This is a genomic window from Aureimonas pseudogalii (assembly GCF_014196835.1).
Classification (GTDB): Bacteria; Pseudomonadota; Alphaproteobacteria; order Rhizobiales; family Rhizobiaceae; genus Aureimonas; species Aureimonas pseudogalii.
The window spans coordinates 182,436-199,807 of the sequence record NZ_JACIEK010000005.1; the positions used below are offsets into that span (position 1 = coordinate 182,436).

The 17,372-nt window shown below is 67.8% G+C and carries 18 protein-coding genes; 7 read left to right on the forward strand and 11 right to left on the reverse strand.

The annotated features are described in order from the left end of the window. Positions 1–89: 89 nt before the first annotated feature. The 8 genes from GGR04_RS11770 to rpsF form a co-directional block, all read right to left on the reverse strand. Positions 90–722 (reverse strand): CvpA family protein, encoded by a 633-nt coding sequence (locus tag GGR04_RS11770; RefSeq protein ID WP_183200087.1) that lies wholly within the window; start codon positions 720–722, stop codon positions 90–92. A gap of 78 nt (positions 723–800) precedes the next feature. Continuing rightward, positions 801–2,189 (reverse strand): DNA repair protein RadA, encoded by a 1,389-nt coding sequence (radA, locus tag GGR04_RS11775; protein WP_183200088.1) that lies wholly within the window; start codon positions 2,187–2,189, stop codon positions 801–803. A 5-nt stretch (positions 2,190–2,194) separates the two neighbouring features. Then, positions 2,195–3,337, reverse strand: coding sequence for an alanine racemase (alr, locus tag GGR04_RS11780; protein ID WP_183200089.1), 1,143 nt, complete (start codon positions 3,335–3,337; stop codon positions 2,195–2,197). A gap of 17 nt (positions 3,338–3,354) precedes the next feature. Continuing rightward, entirely contained in the window at positions 3,355–4,839 is a 1,485-nt protein-coding gene (locus tag GGR04_RS11785) for a replicative DNA helicase (RefSeq protein ID WP_183200090.1), read from the reverse strand. Between the two features lie 311 nt (positions 4,840–5,150). After that, positions 5,151–5,729, reverse strand: a complete 579-nt coding sequence (rplI, locus tag GGR04_RS11790) for a 50S ribosomal protein L9 (protein WP_183200091.1) — start codon at positions 5,727–5,729, stop codon at positions 5,151–5,153. A gap of 28 nt (positions 5,730–5,757) precedes the next feature. After that, entirely contained in the window at positions 5,758–6,687 is a 930-nt protein-coding gene (locus tag GGR04_RS11795) for a DUF2232 domain-containing protein (RefSeq protein WP_183200092.1), read from the reverse strand. Between the two features lie 158 nt (positions 6,688–6,845). Continuing rightward, positions 6,846–7,094, reverse strand: a complete 249-nt coding sequence (gene rpsR, locus GGR04_RS11800) for a 30S ribosomal protein S18 (protein ID WP_062212146.1) — start codon at positions 7,092–7,094, stop codon at positions 6,846–6,848. After that, the gene (rpsF, locus tag GGR04_RS11805; RefSeq protein ID WP_183200093.1) at positions 7,094–7,537 is read right to left on the reverse strand and encodes a 30S ribosomal protein S6; all 444 of its coding nucleotides are present in this window, start codon (positions 7,535–7,537) and stop codon (positions 7,094–7,096) included. The genes rpsR and rpsF overlap by 1 nt, the downstream gene beginning before the upstream one ends. Positions 7,538–8,140: 603 nt before the next feature. On the opposite strand from rpsF, the gene fabD reads away from it, so the two are divergent. The 7 genes from fabD (at position 8,141) to gmk (ending at position 14,521) form a co-directional block, all read left to right on the forward strand. After that, entirely contained in the window at positions 8,141–9,082 is a 942-nt protein-coding gene (gene fabD / locus GGR04_RS11810; RefSeq protein WP_183200094.1) for an ACP S-malonyltransferase, read from the forward strand. Positions 9,083–9,143: 61 nt separating this feature from the next. After that, positions 9,144–9,881, forward strand: a complete 738-nt coding sequence (gene fabG, locus GGR04_RS11815) for a 3-oxoacyl-[acyl-carrier-protein] reductase (RefSeq protein ID WP_183200095.1) — start codon at positions 9,144–9,146, stop codon at positions 9,879–9,881. Between the two features lie 179 nt (positions 9,882–10,060). Further along, complete coding sequence (locus GGR04_RS11820) at positions 10,061–10,297, forward strand: acyl carrier protein (protein WP_026358398.1); 237 nt, start codon at positions 10,061–10,063, stop codon at positions 10,295–10,297. A gap of 37 nt (positions 10,298–10,334) precedes the next feature. Then, a complete protein-coding gene (gene fabF / locus GGR04_RS11825) occupies positions 10,335–11,600 on the forward strand; it encodes a beta-ketoacyl-ACP synthase II (protein WP_183200096.1) in 1,266 nt (421 codons plus the stop codon). Positions 11,601–11,755: 155 nt separating this feature from the next. Next, a complete protein-coding gene (mltG, locus tag GGR04_RS11830; protein WP_312857443.1) occupies positions 11,756–12,907 on the forward strand; it encodes an endolytic transglycosylase MltG in 1,152 nt (383 codons plus the stop codon). A gap of 46 nt (positions 12,908–12,953) precedes the next feature. Beyond that, entirely contained in the window at positions 12,954–13,847 is an 894-nt protein-coding gene (locus GGR04_RS11835) for a YicC/YloC family endoribonuclease (RefSeq protein WP_183200097.1), read from the forward strand. A gap of 8 nt (positions 13,848–13,855) precedes the next feature. Continuing rightward, positions 13,856–14,521, forward strand: a complete 666-nt coding sequence (gene gmk / locus GGR04_RS11840; protein WP_183200098.1) for a guanylate kinase — start codon at positions 13,856–13,858, stop codon at positions 14,519–14,521. An 18-nt stretch (positions 14,522–14,539) separates the two neighbouring features. On the opposite strand, the gene rsmA is transcribed toward gmk, so the two are convergent. From rsmA to GGR04_RS11855, 3 genes are read right to left on the reverse strand one after another with little or no spacing between them, the layout of a single operon-like run. Further along, positions 14,540–15,385, reverse strand: coding sequence for a 16S rRNA (adenine(1518)-N(6)/adenine(1519)-N(6))-dimethyltransferase RsmA (gene rsmA, locus GGR04_RS11845; RefSeq protein WP_183200099.1), 846 nt, complete (start codon positions 15,383–15,385; stop codon positions 14,540–14,542). Next, positions 15,382–16,416 (reverse strand): 4-hydroxythreonine-4-phosphate dehydrogenase PdxA, encoded by a 1,035-nt coding sequence (pdxA, locus tag GGR04_RS11850; RefSeq protein ID WP_183200100.1) that lies wholly within the window; start codon positions 16,414–16,416, stop codon positions 15,382–15,384. Before pdxA ends, rsmA begins: the two co-directional genes overlap by 4 nt. Before the next feature lie 16 nt (positions 16,417–16,432). Next, positions 16,433–17,371 (reverse strand): SurA N-terminal domain-containing protein, encoded by a 939-nt coding sequence (locus GGR04_RS11855; protein WP_183200101.1) that lies wholly within the window; start codon positions 17,369–17,371, stop codon positions 16,433–16,435. Between the last annotated feature and the right edge of the window lies 1 nt (position 17,372).

The window sequence follows — 17,372 nt, forward strand, 5'->3', positions numbered from 1 at the left end:
CCGCTCCGGGAAAACAAACCAGAAACGCTCGGGCCGTCGCCGTCCCGAGCCGATCGTTCGACGGGCCGCCGCAATGCGGCAGCCGGATGTCAGTTCGCGGGCGCTTCCGCGGGCTGCTCGCCCTGCTGGATCGCATCCTCGATGGAACTGGGCTGGTCCGCCATGCCGCTGTCGGGAGCTGGCGTGCCGTCGGGCGCGGCCGGCGGCGTGCCGAAGCGCTCGCGAATCTGCTCTTCCGGATTGTCGGGCAGCGCCGCCACCAGCTTGACGCCGAGTTCGTCGAGCATCGGCTTGGAGCGCGCGGCGGTGACCCAGCTCGGCTGGTTGCCGGCCTCGGGCGGCGTAAGCCAGTTGAAGAAGACCATGGCGACGACCACGAGCAGCAGGCCGCGCGCCGCGCCGAAGAGGAAGCCCAGCGTGCGGTCGATCGCGCCGACGCGGCTGTCGATGATGAAGTCGGCGATCTTCAGCGTGATGAAGGAAACGATGATCAGCGTCAGGAAGAACAGGCCGGCGGCGGCAGCGGCCGTCGCCACCGTCTCGCTCGAAATATACTGCCGCGCGAAGGGCGTAACCTGCCCGTAGAACAGGAAGGCGACCGCCGCGGCGGCCACCCAGGACAGGACGGACAGGACCTCGCGCGAGAAGCCGCGGACCATGGCGAGCAGCGCCGAGATCAGCATGATGGCGACGAGGATCGCGTCCAACAGGGTGAATGTCATTCGGGGCCGGGCCTCTCGGGGTCTCGAACGTTTCCAAACGTGCGACCGCTGTTCTTACAGAGCGTGCAGCGCGAAAAATCAAGTGTCGGATTGCGGAGCACGCCCCGCGACGCGTGCGACGAGATGGGCGAGCGTCTCGATTTCATGCGCCTCGACGCCGCGTCCCTTCGGCAGATCGGCCGAGCCGGCGGGCACCACGGCCTGCGCGAAGCCGAGCTTCTCGGCCTCCTTCACCCGCTGCCCGGCATGGGACACCGGGCGAACGGAGCCCGAGAGGCTGACCTCGCCGAAGAAGACGCAGTCCGCCGGCAGCGGCTGGCCCGACAGCGACGACACGAGCGCGGCGGCCACCGCCATGTCGGCGGCGGGCTCCTTGATGCGATAGCCGCCGGCGACGTTGAGATAGACGTCGTGCTGACCGAGCCGCACGCCGCAATGGGCTTCGAGCACCGCAAGCACCATGGCGAGGCGCGGCGTGTCCCAGCCCAGCACCGAGCGGCGCGGTGTGCCGAGCGGCGAGGGGGCGACGAGCGCCTGGATCTCGACCAGCACGGGCCGCGTGCCCTCGATACCCGCGAACACCGCGGCGCCCGGCGCCTTGCCGTTGCGCTCGCCGAGGAAGAGCTCGGACGGGTTCTGCACCTCGCGCAGGCCGAGATCGCTCATCTCGAAGACGCCGATCTCGTCGGTCGGCCCGAAGCGATTCTTGACGGTGCGCAGGATGCGGTAGTGATGCCCGCCTTCGCCTTCGAAATAGAGCACGGCATCGACCATGTGCTCGATGACGCGCGGGCCGGCGATCTGGCCTTCCTTCGTGACGTGGCCGACGAGAATCACCGCCGCGCCGCTCGACTTGGCGTAGCGGATGAGCGCCTGGCAGCCAGCGCGAACCTGCGTCACCGTTCCCGGCGCCGAATCGGCCATGTCGGTCCAGACGGTCTGGATCGAATCGATGATCACGAGATCGGGGCGTTTGTCCTGCGTCAGCGTCGCGAGGATGTCCTCGATGTTGGTCTCGGCCATGAGCTGCACGCTCGTGTCGTCGGCCTTCAGGCGCTGCGCGCGCAGGCGCACCTGCGCCACCGCCTCTTCGCCCGAGACGTAGATCACCTTGTGGCCGCCGCGTGCCAGCGCCGCCGCCGCCTGCATCAGCAGCGTCGACTTGCCGATGCCGGGGTCGCCGCCGACGAGCAGCGCCGATCCGCGCACGAAGCCACCGCCCGTCACCCGGTCGAGTTCGTCGATGCCCGAGATGATGCGCGGCGCCTCTTCCAGCTCGCCCGACAGCGGCAGCAGCGCCACCGGCTTGCCCTTGCGCTTGGAGCGCAGCGGGCCGCCGCCGATGCCGTTGGTGTCGCTCTCCTCGACGATGGTGTTCCACTCGCCGCAGGCCTCGCACTTGCCCATCCAGCGCGAGTAGACCGCGCCGCAGTTCTGGCAGATGAAGCTCGCCTTGGTTTTCGCCATGCCGGTCAGACCGCCAGCCGGGCGACGCGGGGGCCCAACCCTGTGAGGAACTCGTAGGCGATGGTGCCGGCGCGCCGCGCCGTCTCGTCGATCGCGATCTGCGCTCCGAACATCTCCGCCACCTCGCCGGGAACCACCAGGTCCTCGGGAAGATCGGTGACGTCCACCAGTGTGAGGTCCATCGAGACGCGGCCGAGCACCGGCGCGCGGCGTCCGCCGATCGAGACTTCGGGCGCCGGCTCGCCAGGCCGCAGCGGCGTGACGCCGGAGGAGGAGCGCAGATAGCCGTCGGCATAGCCGATGCCGATCGTGGCGATGCGCGTGGCGCGCTCCAGCTTCGCCGTGGCGCCATAGCCGGCCGCTTCGCCGCGCGGCGCCGTGCGCACCTGGAGGATCTGCGCATAGAGCGTCGCGACCGGGCGCAGCGCCGCCGACGGGTCGAGCGCGGTCTCGCCGCCGTAGAGCGCGATGCCGGGCCGCGTCAGGTCGAAATGGTAGGGCCTGCCGCGAAAGACGCCGGCGGAGTTGGCGAGCGAGCGCGCCACATGCGGAAACAGCGCGGCGATGCGCTCGAAGACGTGGCGCTGCGCTTCGCTCTGCGCCGAGGCTGGATGGTCGGCGGATGCCAGATGGCTCATGACGAGCGTCACGTCGAAAGCCCCGGCCCGCGCCAGCGCGGCGGCCTTGCGGGCGTCGGCCTCGTCCATGCCGAGCCGGTTCATCCCGGTTTCGAACTGGAGGGCGGCCGGGGCCGGCAGCCGGCCGATGCCGGTCTCCTGCCAGATGCGGGCGTCGTCGAGATTGGACAGGACGGGGACCAGCCGGTGCTCGCGACAGATCGCGGCGGCGTCGCCATCGAGGCCCTGCAGCACGAAGATGCGGGTGTTGGCACCCGGTAGCGCGGCGCGCAACTCCGCGCCCTCCTCGGCCCAGGCCACGAAGAAATCACGGCAGCCGGCGGCAAAGAGCGCCTTGGCGACATAGGGGGCGCCGAGCCCGTAGCCGCCGGCCTTCACCGCCGCGCCGGTGCGCGCGCCGGGGGCGGTGTTGGCCATGTGCCGCCAGTTGGATTTCAAGGCCCAGCCGTCGATCGTGACGAAAGGGCGACGTCCGCTGTGGGGGACGGCGGAGAGGACGGGATGTGACATGGCGGGCTTCTATAGCGCTATTCGTAGCGTTCGGGCAGCTGGCTCTCTTCGGCGAGATCGGTGAAGCGCGTGAACTCGGCCTGGAAGGCGAGGGGCGCAGAGCCGGTGGGGCCGTGGCGCTGCTTGGCGATGATGACCTCGGCCTTGCCGCGGGCGTCGTTCATTTCCTGCTGCCATTTCATATGCTCGTCGGTGCCGGGCTTCGGCTCCTTGTTCTGCAGGTAGTACTCGTCGCGATAGACGAACATCACCACGTCGGCGTCCTGCTCGATCGAGCCGGATTCTCGGAGGTCGGACAGCTGCGGGCGCTTGTCCTCGCGGTTTTCCACCTGACGCGAGAGCTGCGACAGGGCCACGATGGGCACGGCCAGCTCCTTGGCGAGCGCCTTGAGCCCGGTGGTGATCTCGGTGATCTCCTGCACGCGGTTGCCGGCGTTCTTCGAGGATCCCTGCATCAGCTGCACGTAGTCGATCACCATCACGTCGAGGCCGCGCTGGCGCTTGAGGCGACGGGCGCGGGCCGCGAGCTGGGCGATCGAGATGCCGCCGGTCTGATCGATGTAGAGCGGCGCCTTCTGCATCATCTCGGTGCAGGCGACGAGCTTGGAATATTCGGCGTCGGTGATGTTGCCGCGCCGAATCTTCGACGAGGAGACCTCGGACTGTTCGGAGATGATGCGGGTCGCCAGCTGTTCGGCCGACATTTCCAGCGAGAAGAAGGCGACGACGCCGCCGTTCTTGGCCTTGAACGAGCCATCGGCCTGCTCCGCCGGCTCGTAGGCGGCTGCGATGTTGAAGGCGATGTTGGTGGCGAGCGAGGTCTTTCCCATGGCGGGGCGCCCGGCAAGGATGATGAGATCGGACGCCTGCAGGCCGCCGAGCCGGCGGTCCAGCTCGCGGATGCCGGTGGAGGTGCCCGACAGGCCGCCGTCGCGGTCCTTGGCCGCACCCGCCATCTCGATGGCGAGCGCCATCGCATCCTCGAATGACTGGAAGCCGCCGTCGTAGCGCCCGGTCTCGGCCAGCTCGAACAGCGACTTCTCGGCGTCCTCGATCTGCCGCTTGGGCTCGGCGTCCACCGGCGCGTCGAAGGCGAGGTTCACCATGTCCTCGCCGATGCGGATCAGCGATCGGCGGATGGCGAGATCGTAGATCGCGCGGCCGTAGTCGGCGGCGTTGATGATGGTGGTGGCTTCGGCTGCGAGGCGCGCGAGATATTGCGCGAGCGTCATGTCGCCGATGCGGTCGTTGGCGGCCAGGAAGGTCTTGATCGTCACCGGATTGGCGATCTTGCCCATCTTGATCATCACCGAGGCCTTCGAGAAGATCTCACGGTGGATGCCCTCGAAGAAATGGTCGGGCTTCAGGAAGTCGTGGACGATGTAATACGCGTCGTTGTTGACGAGGATCGCGCCCAGCAGCGCCTGCTCCGCCTCGATGTTCGCCGGTGCCTCGCGATAGAGCGGGGACTCCTCCTCGAACTTGCGTGCGGCTTCCGCCATGCCGGGCCTCTTCCTGATCGGGGGTAGGCAATCACCCTACAGGAGATCGCGGCGCGAGACCAAACGCGCGATACGCGCGAGGCATGAAAAACCGTCGCATCGGCGGAACGCCACCATGCCGGTGGAGAACCTGTGGGAAACGTTTGGCGGAATTGACACGCACATGCCAAGCGACGTCGGCTCGGCGGGATGACGATCCTGCATCGATCGAGATCGCGGAGGAAGAACGCAAAAGAGCCCCGGCAAGCCGGGGCTCCAACTCGAGTCTCGAAGTCGGCCGCCCGTCGCGCGGTCGGCCGTCCAGGCGCCGTTCAGGCCTGCTCTTCGGTCTCGTCCGTCTCCTCGGAGACCTCGGTCTCCTCGTCGAGCTGCTCGTCCTCGTCCATGCCGTAGATGGCGTCGGCCGAGGTGAGGGTCTCGCCGCGCGCCTGACGCTCGGCCTCTTCGTGCGAACGTGCGATGTTCACCTCGATCATGACCGAGACTTCCGAATGCAGCGCGATCGACACCTTGTGCAGGCCGATCGTCTTGATCGGCAGGTTCAGTTCAACCGAGTTGCGATTGACGTTGAAGCCCTCGGCCTTGACGAGATCGGCGATGTCGCGCGCCGAAACCGACCCGTAGAGCTGGCCGGTCTCGCCGGCCGAGCGGATCGTAGTGAAGCGCTTGCCCTCGAGCGACTGGCCGATCGTCTGGGCCTCGCTCTTGCGCTCTTCGTTGCGGGCGATGAGCTGGGTCTTTTGCGCTTCGAACTTGGCGCGGTTGGCCTCGTTGGCGCGCAGCGCCTTGCCCGTGGGCAAGAGGAAGTTGCGGGCGAAGCCGTCGCGCACGCGAACGGTCTCGCCCATGTGGCCGAGGCGGGTGATGCGCTCGAGAAGAATGACGTCCATGATCGGGATCCTTTGAGAAGGGAGGTTGTCAGGCTGGGGATGCCGGCGCTGCCGGCGGTTTCGCGGTCTCGAACAGGCCGAGCACCATGAAGGCAAGAAGAGGGAACGACAGCAGCAGGATCGCCGCGTAAGCGGTGAACAGCAGCAGGCCGCGCGCGGCGCGCCCCCGCGTGCGCCGGTGGATCGCAGCGAGCCCCGCCAGCGTGAAGGCCGACGCGAACGCGCCCGTCACCACGGCGCCGAGCAGCCCCATAGCGCCGGGTGCGAAGCAGGCCGCCAGCGCCAGCGCGAAGACCGGCAACGCGACGCGGGGCAGGGTGGCCGTCGCCGGCAGGTCGTCCTTCGGGCGCGGCAGCCGGCCGCTGAGCCGGACGATCGCGGCCGACAGGTAGAGGCACACCACCATCGTGACCACGAGGAAGGCCGGCAGTACGAAGGGCGAGGCGGTCACCGCGAAGCGGGTGAACTCCTCGATCTGCTCGGGCGAGACGCCGGTCTCGGCGCTCTGCGTCTGCAGAGCCTGCGTCATCACCGTGCCCACTTCGGCCGGATCGTAGCCGGACAGCCAGCCGAGCCCGATACAGGCGGCAGCTATGAGCGCGGCGATGGCGAAGAGGATGCGGCGGACGGGAAACCAGTCGAGCGTCGGCACCTGCGGGTCGCCGACCGGGCGCGCCAATCCGGCGACATGGCCAACGATCGCGGCGGGCAGGCCGACCGACAGGAGGATCGTCAGTCCGCCGAGCACCGATCCGACGAAGGCGGAGACGGCGATGAAGGCGGTGATCGCGGCGAGGAAGCCGGATTTCGAGCCCCAGCCGAGGCTGGCGAGAAGCACGGGAATGGGGGCGGCGAGCGCGAGACCCACCGCGCCGGGCGACTGGACGACCAGTCCGGCGAAGAGAAGGGCGGTCGCGGCGCCGGCCGCGAGCCCCGTCAGGAGGGCATCGGGTTTCATGTGGGTTCGCTGTCCTGCCTGCGGCAGTTAGGGGACCCATGTCGGCCCCAACTCGGCTTTGGCCTCGAGATCCGTGGGGCGCCGAACGGCCGCGGACCTTAGAAGTGAACCCCGCGACGCCATGCGTCGCGGGGTCCGAATGCGTATCGTCTCGAAGACTACTTCAGGACGTAGGGCAGCAGGCCGAGGAAACGGGCGCGCTTGATCGCCTGGGCGAGGGCGCGCTGGTTCTTCTGCGACACCGCGGTGATGCGGGAGGGGACGATCTTGCCGCGCTCGGAAATGTAGCGCTGCAGGAGACGGACGTCCTTGTAGTCGATCTTGGGCGAATCGCTCGCCGCGAACGGATCGGACTTGCGCCGGCGATGGAACGGGCGACGCGTGGGCATCTGGGCGACGTCGACCATTATGCGGCCTCCTCAGTACGCGGGCGACGGGGACGATCGTCGTCCTCGCGGCGCGGGCGGTCTTCGCGGTCACGACGCGGACGATCGCCGCCGTCGCGGTCGCCGCGACGCGGACGGTCGTCGCGCTTCTGCATCATCGCCGACTGACCCTCGTCGTGCTGCTCGACGCGGATCGTGATGTAGCGCAGGATGTCTTCGTTGAAGCGCATCTGGCGCTCCATCTCTTCGACCGCCGCCGAGGGGGCGTCGATGTTGAGGAGCGTGTAGTAGGCCTTCCGGTTCTTCTTGATCCGGTAGGTGAGGGTCTTCAGACCCCAATTCTCGACCTTGCCGACCTTGCCGCCATTGGCCTCGAGCACGCCGCGGTACTGTTCCACGAGTGCTTCGACCTGCTGGCCGCTGATATCCTGTCGGGCAAGGAATACGTGCTCGTAGAGCGCCATAATCGTTCGCCTTTTCCATCGTGTTGTTTGCCCGGATCCGGCGGCTAAGCCTCTGCGACTCTCCTGCTGGCCCGGAGGCCGTGAGTGGAAAGGCGCGTCGATAGAGACGGTCGAGAGCGGGAACACGGGAAGACGAAGCGCCGCCTCAGGCGCTTGGCCGCTCGATTCGTGAGCGGTCTTCCGTTCAGCCCCCGGCCGGACGTCGGGCAATGACGGGGTGCGCTTAACGTCTTTCGCTCGTCTTGGCAAGCGTTGGAGGGGAAGCCCACGGCTCGGAGCGAGAGCCACTAAGCGTCATCTAGCAGGTTCAGCGATAGGTCGGTGCTGAGAAAAGACCGACGTCAGCCCACGCTTTACGAATGATCGAGACGAACGGCCGGCGTCGATGCCGGCGGCGGCCACCAGCCTCCTTCGAGCCATTGGTCGCCCCCATCTCGTGCGACGTCGAAAGGGCGTGATTTCGGTCGGAGAGCGGTCGCCTGTTCCTCGCTGCCTGCCTCGATCCGGCCGCAGCTCACCCCTCAATGCTGCGCCGCGCCTTGACAGTTCCGCGAACCCTCCCGCATCACCCGAACAAATCGATGATTTTGAGAAGGGGTTCGGATGTCGCTCGCGCTCGTATTTCCCGGCCAGGGCAGCCAGACGGTCGGCATGGGACGCGAACTGGCCGAGGCGTTCCCGGAAAGCCGGAAGGTCTTCGACGAGGTCGACGAGGCGCTCGGCGAACGGCTCTCGGCGCTGATCTTCGACGGGCCCGAAGACGCCCTGACGCTCACGGCCAACGCCCAGCCGGCGCTGATGGCGGTGTCGTTGGCCGCGATGCGGGCGCTGGAGTCGCGCGGCCTCGACCTCGGCGCACACGCTGCCTTCGTGGCCGGCCATTCGCTCGGCGAATATTCCGCGCTGGCCGCCGCCGGATCGCTCTCGATCACCGACGCCGCGCGGCTCCTGCGCATTCGCGGCAAGGCGATGCAGGCGGCGGTGCGGCCGGGCGAGGGGGCGATGGCCGCCATCATCGGGCTCGACGAGACGCAGCTGGCCGCTGTGTGCGCGCAGGCAAGCGAGGGCGGCGTCTGCCAGATCGCCAACGACAATGGCGGCGGGCAGATCGTCATCTCCGGCACAAAGGCCGCCGTCGAGCGTGGCATGCAGCTGGCGAGCGAAGCCGGTGCCAAGCGCGCCATCGCGCTCGCCGTGTCCGCGCCCTTCCATTCGATGCTGATGCAGCCGGCGGCCGAGCGCATGCGCGAGGCATTGGCCGGCGCATGGATCGAGGCGCCGCGCGTGCCGCTGGTCGCCAACGTGCTGGCGTCCGCCATCTCCGATCCCGACGAGATCCGTCTTCGGCTCGTCGAGCAGGTGACGGGGCAGGTGCGCTGGCGCGAAAGCATGAGCTATCTCGCCGACGCCGAGGTCGATCTCCTGTTCGAGGTCGGCGCGGGCAAGGTGCTCTCCGGTCTCGCCAAGCGAATCGACAAGCGGTTGGCGGCGCAGCCGGTGGGAACGCCCGCCGAGGTCGATGCCGCGATGGCCAAGCTCGCCTGAACTCGACCCCACATCCATCTCTCAAGGCTGCCACGAGCAGCCATTAGCAGGGAACCGATCCATGTTCGATCTGACCGGCCGCAAGGCCCTCGTGACAGGCGCCAGCGGCGGCATCGGCGAAGCGATCGCGCGCACCCTTCATGCGGCGGGCGCGACGGTGGGCCTCCATGGCACCCGGCGCGAGAAGCTCGAAGACCTCGCCGCCGCGCTCGGCGAGCGGGCGCACGTCTTTCCCGCCGATCTCGGCAGCCGTGAAGACCAGAAAGCGCTGGCGGAAGCGGCCGACGCCGGGCTCGGCGGGGTCGATATCCTCGTCAACAACGCGGGAATCACCAAGGACGGGCTCTTCGTGCGCATGTCGGACGAGGACTGGGACCGGGTGATCGAGGTCGATCTTACCGCCACCTTCCGTCTCACCCGCGGACTCACGCACCAGATGATGCGCCGTCGCTATGGCCGCATCGTCAACATCACCTCGATCGTGGGCGTCACCGGCAATCCCGGCCAGACCAACTACTGCGCGGCGAAGGCCGGCATGATCGGCTTTTCCAAGTCGCTCGCGCAGGAGATCGCCTCGCGCAACGTCACGGTCAACTGCATCGCGCCCGGCTTCATCTCCAGCGCCATGACCGAGAAGCTGAACGACAAACAGAAGGACGCGATCATGGGAGCGATCCCGATGAAGCGGATGGGCGATGCATCCGAAATCGCGTCCGCCGCGTTGTTTCTGGCGTCCGAAGAGGCGGGCTACGTCACCGGCCAGACGATCCACGTCAATGGCGGCATGGCGATGATCTAAACGACGCCCGGAGGCGTTGGCCCGGCACGCACCCCGTGCTAAGTCGCGCCTCTCTGGCGAAGGACCGGATGCCCTCGACCCATGGCGCCTCGAAGGGCCGGCCGGAGCGGGCACAGCTTGATTAACCGGAGTCCGACCGTTAACGAAACGTCGGACGCCATCTCAACGAAGGAATGACCATGAGCGATACCGCTGAACGCGTGAAGAAGATTGTCGTCGAGCACCTGGGCGTCGAGCAGGAAAAGGTGACCGAGAACGCATCCTTCATCGACGATCTCGGCGCGGACAGCCTCGACACGGTCGAGCTGGTCATGGCGTTCGAGGAAGAGTTCGGCGTCGAGATCCCCGACGATGCGGCCGAGACCATCCTGACGGTCGGCGATGCGGTCAAGTTCATCGAGAAGAACCAAGCCTGACGCTCTGACGGTCGCCGTCGCTGCAGAAGAGTATCGAATGAGACGAGTCGTCATTACCGGCGTCGGCATGGTGAGCCCTCTCGGGGCCGGTGTCGACACCACCTGGAAGCATCTGCTGGACGGTCGCAACGCGGCCCGACGGATCGAGAGCTTCGAGGTCTCCGACCTGCCCTGCCAGATCGCGTGCCAAATCTCCCGTGGAGACGGCACCGACGGGACCTTCAATCCAGATCTCTGGATGGAGCCCAAGGAGCAGCGCAAGGTCGACGATTTCATCATCTTCGCGGTGGCGGCGGCGGCCGAGGCGCTGGATGATGCCGATTGGCATCCCGAGACCTACGATGATCAATGCGCCACCGGCGTGATGATCGGATCCGGCATCGGCGGCCTTCAGGGCATCGAGCGCCATTCGCTGATTCTCGCCGAGAAGGGTCCGCGACGCATCTCGCCCTTCTTCATTCCCGGCAGCCTGATCAATCTGGCGTCCGGTCACGTCTCCATCCGCAACAAGCTGCGCGGTCCCAATCACTCCGTGGTGACGGCCTGCTCCACCGGCGCGCATGCGATCGGCGACGCGTCGCGTCTCATCATGCTCGGCGATGCCGACGTGATGGTCGCCGGCGGTGCCGAATCGCCGGTGTGCCGCATCTCGATGGCGGGCTTCGCGGCCTGCCGCGCGCTGTCCACGAGCTACAACGACGACCCGACTGCCGCCTCGCGCCCCTATGACCGCGGCCGGGATGGCTTCGTGATGGGCGAGGGCGCCGGCGTCGTGGTGCTCGAGGAATACGAGCATGCGAAGGCCCGCGGCGCGCGGATCTACGCCGAGATCACCGGCTACGGTCTCTCGGGCGATGCGCATCACATCACGGCGCCGGCCGAGGACGGCGACGGCGCCTATCGCTGCATGCGCATGGCGCTAAAGCGGGCCGGCATCGACCCCGGCGAGATCGACTACATTAACGCACACGGCACCTCGACGCCGCTCGGCGACGAGATCGAACTGCGCGCGATCGAGCGCGTGCTTGGCGACGCGGCCTCGCGCGCGACCATGTCGTCCACGAAGTCGGCGATCGGTCACCTTCTCGGGGCCGCCGGCTCGGTCGAGGCGATCTTCTGTGCGCTGGCGATTCGCGACAACGTGGCGCCGCCGACTCTCAATCTGAACGATCCGTCGGTGGAGACGTCGATCGACCTCGTTCCCAAGCGCAAGCGCGAGAAGCCGATCGACATCGCGCTATCGAACTCCTTCGGCTTCGGCGGAACCAACGCATCCCTCGTGCTGCGCCGCGTGGTGGACTGACCGACCCGGTCTTTTGCCACATTCCGATGATGGATCGAGCGTCCATCGCGAGCGTCGTTCGGGACGGCGAAAGCTGGAGCCGATCGCGGCGCTGCATTTGACAATGACGGGCCCGGCATCGGCGTGATGTCGCGCCCTCTCGCGGAGGCGCCGTCGTGACGACCGGACCCGAGACGACGACCCGTCCCCCGATGGACGCCCCCGCTCTGGTGACGCATGCCGATCTGGTGGCTGACCGCCGGCGCGCCAGGCGCCGTTCGAAGCGGGCCCGCGGCGGTCTCGTGACGTTCCTCAGCTTCCTCTTCTCGCTGGCGCTGATCGCCGTGATCGGTGCGGCGCTTCTCTTCGTCTGGGGTCAGCGCCAGTTCGAAGGGCCGGGCCCGCTTCAGCAGGAGGCGACCTATCTCGTGCCGAAGGGTGGCGGGCTCGATACCATCGCGGCGGGTCTCGCCCGCAAGGGCATCGTCAGCGATCCCCGGATCTTCGAACTCGGCGTGCGCTACGAGAAGGCGGGCTCTGAGCTCAAGGCCGGCGAATACGCCTTCGCACCGGGCGCCAGCATGCGCTCCGTGATGGAGACCTTGCGCAGCGGCAATTCCATCCTGCACTCGGTCACCATTCCCGAGGGCTGGACCGTGCAGCAGATCTACGCGCGCCTCGCCGGCGACGAAACGCTGGTGGGCGACATGCCGGCCACCGCGCCGGAGGGAACGCTGCTGCCGGAAACCTACAAGTTTACCCGCGGCATGAGCCGCGCCGAACTCGTGGCGCAGATGACCGCCGCGCAGTCGAAGCTCGTCTCCGAGATCTGGGCGGGCCGGCAGAGCGATCTTCCGGTGAAGGACATCGGCCAGTTCGTGACGCTCGCTTCGATCGTCGAGAAGGAGACCGGTGTCGATGCGGAGCGCCCGCATGTCGCTTCCGTCTTCGTCAATCGGCTGCGCCAGGGGATGCGGCTCCAGTCCGATCCGACGATCATCTACGGGATCTGGGGCGGGGCCGGCAAACCCGCGGGCGAGCCGATCCGCCAGTCGCATATTGCCGGCGAGACACCCTACAACACCTACGTGATCCGCGGCCTGCCGCCCGGCCCGATCGCCAATCCCGGCCGTGCCGCGTTGGAGGCCGTTGCGCATCCGCTGGATACGAGGGATCTCTACTTCGTAGCGGACGGGACGGGCGGACATGCCTTCGCGGCGACCCTTTCCGAGCACAACACGAACGTGCGCAAATATCGCGAGATCGAGCGGCGCAACGGAACGGCGCAGGCGGCCGAGCCGACCGGCACTGGCGCCAGCCTCGAATGAGCATTGCTCGATCGAGGTCGGCGGCATTCGGCGAACGGAAGATCCCATGTCGGTCATGAGCATGACGGGCTTCGCCCGCTACGATGGCGAAAGTGCCGGCTCGGCCTTCGGCTGGGAACTCAGGTCCGTCAACGGCAAGGGGCTGGAGGTCCGGGTGCGGACGCCGCCGGGGCTGGACCGGCTGGAAGCGGAGATCCGCCGGGCCGTGCAGGTAAGGCTCTCGCGCGGCCATCTGAACCTGACGCTGACGATCGATCGCGGGAGGGGTGCCGCGTCCGGCGTCACCGTCGATGCCGGCCTTCTGGCGGAACTCGTCCGCATCTCCGCCGGCCTCGTTCGGGACGGCCACGCTGCCTTACCAACGGCCGACGGGCTTCTGTCGCTACGGGGCGTTCTCGACATGGCGCCCGCTGCGGACAGCGAGGCCGTGCCCGACGATCTCGCCCGCGACCTTCTGGCTGGTCTCGACGTCGCGCTTGAGCGTCTCGTCGCCTCCCGGTCGGAAGAGGGTAGAGCATTGCGTGCGCTGCTCGACGACCAACTCGATCGGATCGCGGCCCTGGCCGCCGAAGCCGAGAACGATCCTGCTCGAAGCATCGACGTGATCCGCGCCCGGCTTCAGCGTCAGGTGGCGGAGCTCCTCGGCGCGGCGGGTTCCGCGTTCGACGAGGCGCGGCTGCACGCGGAAGCCGCCCTTCTCGCCGCCAAGGCCGACATCCGCGAAGAATTGGACCGGCTGAGCGCCCACGTCGCCGCCTGCCGCGAGCTGCTCGAGCAGGGGGGGCCTATCGGTCGCCGTCTGGACTTCATGGCGCAGGAATTTAACCGCGAATCGAATACGCTGTGCTCCAAGTCGAACGCGACGTCGCTCACAGCCATCGGCGTCGAGTTGAAGGTCGTGGTGGATCAGTTTCGCGAACAGGTGCAGAACATCGAATGAAGCCCTTCATGGACATCGAATCCTCGTCGCCGATCGCCCGGCGCGGTTTGATGCTGGTCATCTCCTCGCCTTCGGGGGCCGGCAAATCCACGATCGCGAGAAACCTTCTCGACCTCGACCACCGCTTCTCGCTGTCGGTAAGCGTCACCACGCGCAAGCGTCGGCCGAGCGAGATCGAGGGCGTCCATTATCACTTCATCACGGTGGACGAGTTCGAGCGCCTGCGCAGCGGCGACGCGTTGCTCGAATGGGCCGAGGTGCACGGCAATCTCTACGGCACGCCCCGCGACGCCGCCGAGAAGGCGATGCGCGAGGGCCGCGACATGCTCTTCGACATCGACTGGCAGGGTGCGCGCCAGCTTCAGGAGCAGGCGAAGTCGGACATCGTCTCGATCTTCATCCTGCCGCCCTCGATCGCCGAGCTGAAGTCGCGGCTGATGCGCCGGGCCGAGGATTCGAACGATACGATCGCCATGCGGCTTCGCAATGCCAGCGTCGAGATCGAGCGGTGGCGTGACTACGAATACGTCGTGGTGAACGACGATCTCGACCGCGCCTTCACCTCGGTGCTGTCGATCGTCAATGCCGAGCGCCTGCGCCGCGACCGCCGGCCCGGCCTGTTCGACTTCACGGCGCAGCTTCTCGACGAGGCGCGCGAGGCGGCCGAGGGCTGACGAGGCCACAAGGCGGGTTCAGTCCAGCGCGTTGGAGTCCAGCGCGTTGGCGAGGCGGACGAACTCCGCCACCGACAGGGTCTCGGCCCTGCGCTGCGGCTCGATCTCGGCGCGCGCGAGCAATGCCTCGCCGCCGACCGGCTTGAGGCTCTGGCGCAGCATCTTGCGGCGCTGGCCGAAGGCGGCGGCTGTGACGCGCTCCAGCCGGCCGAGTTCGACGAGAAGGGGATCGGGGCGCGGGCGTAACTGGACGATTGCGGAGGTGACCTTCGGCGGCGGCGTGAAAGCCTCGCGCGAAACCTCGAAGAGGATCTGTGCTTCCGTGCGCCAACCGCAGAGAACGCCGAGCCGGCCGTAATGGTCGTCGTCCGCCCCCGCGACGATGCGCTGGGCCACCTCCTTCTGGAACATCAGCGTCAGATCGGTCCAGCGCGGCGGCCAGTCGGGAACGGTGATCCAGTCGAGCAGCAGCTGCGTGCCGACATTGTAGGGCAGGTTCGCGACGATCTTGAACGGACCCTCGGTGAGCGTCGAAGGGTCGATGCGCAGCGCGTCGCCCTCCACCACCGTCAGGCGACCGGGATAGTGGTCAGCGATCGCATGGAGCGCGGGCAAACAGCGCGCGTCCTTCTCGATGGCGATGACATGCGCGGCGCCGTGCGAGAGAAGCGCGCGCGTCAGACCGCCGGGACCGGGGCCGACCTCGACCACGACCTGTCCTTCGAGCGGCAGGGCCTGGCGCGCGATGCGGCCGGTGAGGTTGAGGTCGAGCAGGAAGTTCTGGCCGAGTGCCCGGCGCGGATCCAGCCCGTGCGATTCCAACACGACGCGCAACGGCGGAAGACCGTCCAAAGCAATGGTCACGAAGCGGAAGCCTCGTTCTGGATCGAGGACATGCGCCCCGCGAGCCGCAACGCCGCAACGAAGGAAGCGGGGCGCGCCGTTCCCAGCCCTGCGAGATCGGCAGCCGTGCCGTGATCGGGCGAGGTGCGGATGATCGGCAGGCCGAGCGTCACGTTCACCGTCTCGTCGAAGGCCAGCGTCTTGGCGGGGATCAGCGCCTGATCGTGATACATGCAGAGCGCCACGTCGTAGCGCGCACGCGCCTCGGCGTGGAACATCGTGTCGCCGGGGAGGGGGCCGACGACGTCCAGCCCCTCATGCCGCAGGATCTCCACCGCCGGGCGAATGACCTCCTCGTCCTCGCGCCCGATCGCGCCCCGTTCGCCGGCATGCGGATTGAGACCCGACACGGCGAGGCGTGGTGCATTGAGCCCGAAGCGGGCACGCAAGTCCGCCGCGACGATGCGGGCGGTCGAGAGGATGAGTTCGGTGGTCAGGGCCTTCGGCACGTCCGCCAGCGGAATGTGGATGGTGACGGGGACGCAGGAAAGCTCCGGCCCCGTCAGCAGCATCACCGGCTGCACCGGGCACCCGGTCAGCGCGCCGCAAAGCTCGGCAAGATACTCCGTATGGCCGGGATGGGCGAAGCCGACGTCGTAGAGCGCCTTCTTATCGATCGGATTGGTGACCATCGCCGACGCCTCGCCGGCCAGCACCAGTCGCGTCGCCCGGTCGATCGCCTCGATCGTTCCGGCGCCGTTGGCAGGATCGGGCCGGCCCGGCGCCTCGGCATGGCGATTGACGAGCGGCAGGATGGAAAGCCCGTCGAACGCCACGTCGAACTCGGCGATCGACCCGACGGTGCGAATCGTCACGTCGAAGCGGAGACGCTCCGCCCGGCGCGCCATCATCTCGGGGTCGGCGATGAGGACGAAAGGCGGTAGCGACCATTCCGCGCGTCGCCGATGCGCCATGAGCGTGATGTCCGGCCCGACGCCGGACGGCTCCCCTACGGTCACCACGAGAGGGCGAGGGCCCGCAGCGTCGTTCACGGCCGCTTCAGTCACCTCAGCGGTTCACGATGGTGGCTTTGTCCTGCAGCTTCTTCAGGAAGACCTTGTCCGGCTCCTGCTTGCCCATGGCCTCGAGATCCTTGGCCTGGAACACCATGGCCGCGGCCTGATCGTCGGACACGGAGCGGGTGTCGCACACCGCGATGAACTCGACGCCGCGTTCGGTCTCCTGCGCCTTCGTGGTGGCGCCGCGCGAGGCCGAGCTGATCTCGTCCTTCCAGCGGGGCGGCAACTCGGGCTGGGCCACCCGACCGAGATCGCGCACCGTCACGTCGCGCAGGCCGCGCGCCACGTCATAGGTGGCGGGGCAGCTGGTGAAGCGCTGGCGCAGGCTGTTGGCCTCGCTCATGCGCCGCGACAGCTGCGAGGCGCGCTTGTCCTGCGGCACCACGAAGATGATCTGCTGCAGCGTGTACTCGGTCGTGCTCGGCTTCTTGCCGCCTTCGCTCAGCATCCGCTGCACCACGTCCTGCTCTGACAGGCGTTCGGTCTGCCGCACGTTGGCGAGCACGGCCTGGCCCCAGCCCATCTGGACACGGATGTAATCCTTGAACCCCTTCGCCGAGAAGCCGGCCCGGCCGAGCACTTCGCCGAGCTGCGCTTCGGTCAGCTTGTTGTCGCGGGCGAAGCGTCCGAAGGCTTCGTCCACCGCCCCGTCGGGGATGGAGATGCCACGTCGGCGGATCTCCTGAGACTTCAGCGCCTCGTCGATCAACTCCTGCTTGGCAGCGGCGTCGCCGCCTGGCACCCGCCGCAGCTTGAGGAAAGCCGCGCGCTGCTGGATCTGGTAGGTGGTGATCGCCTGCTTGTTGACGACGACGCTGATCCCGGAGGCGGCCATGGCCGGCAGCACCGAAAGCCCCGCGCCGCTCAGGCACGAGATCGCGAGGACCGAGGTGACGGTCAGGCGGGCGAGGGACGAACGTACGGTCATG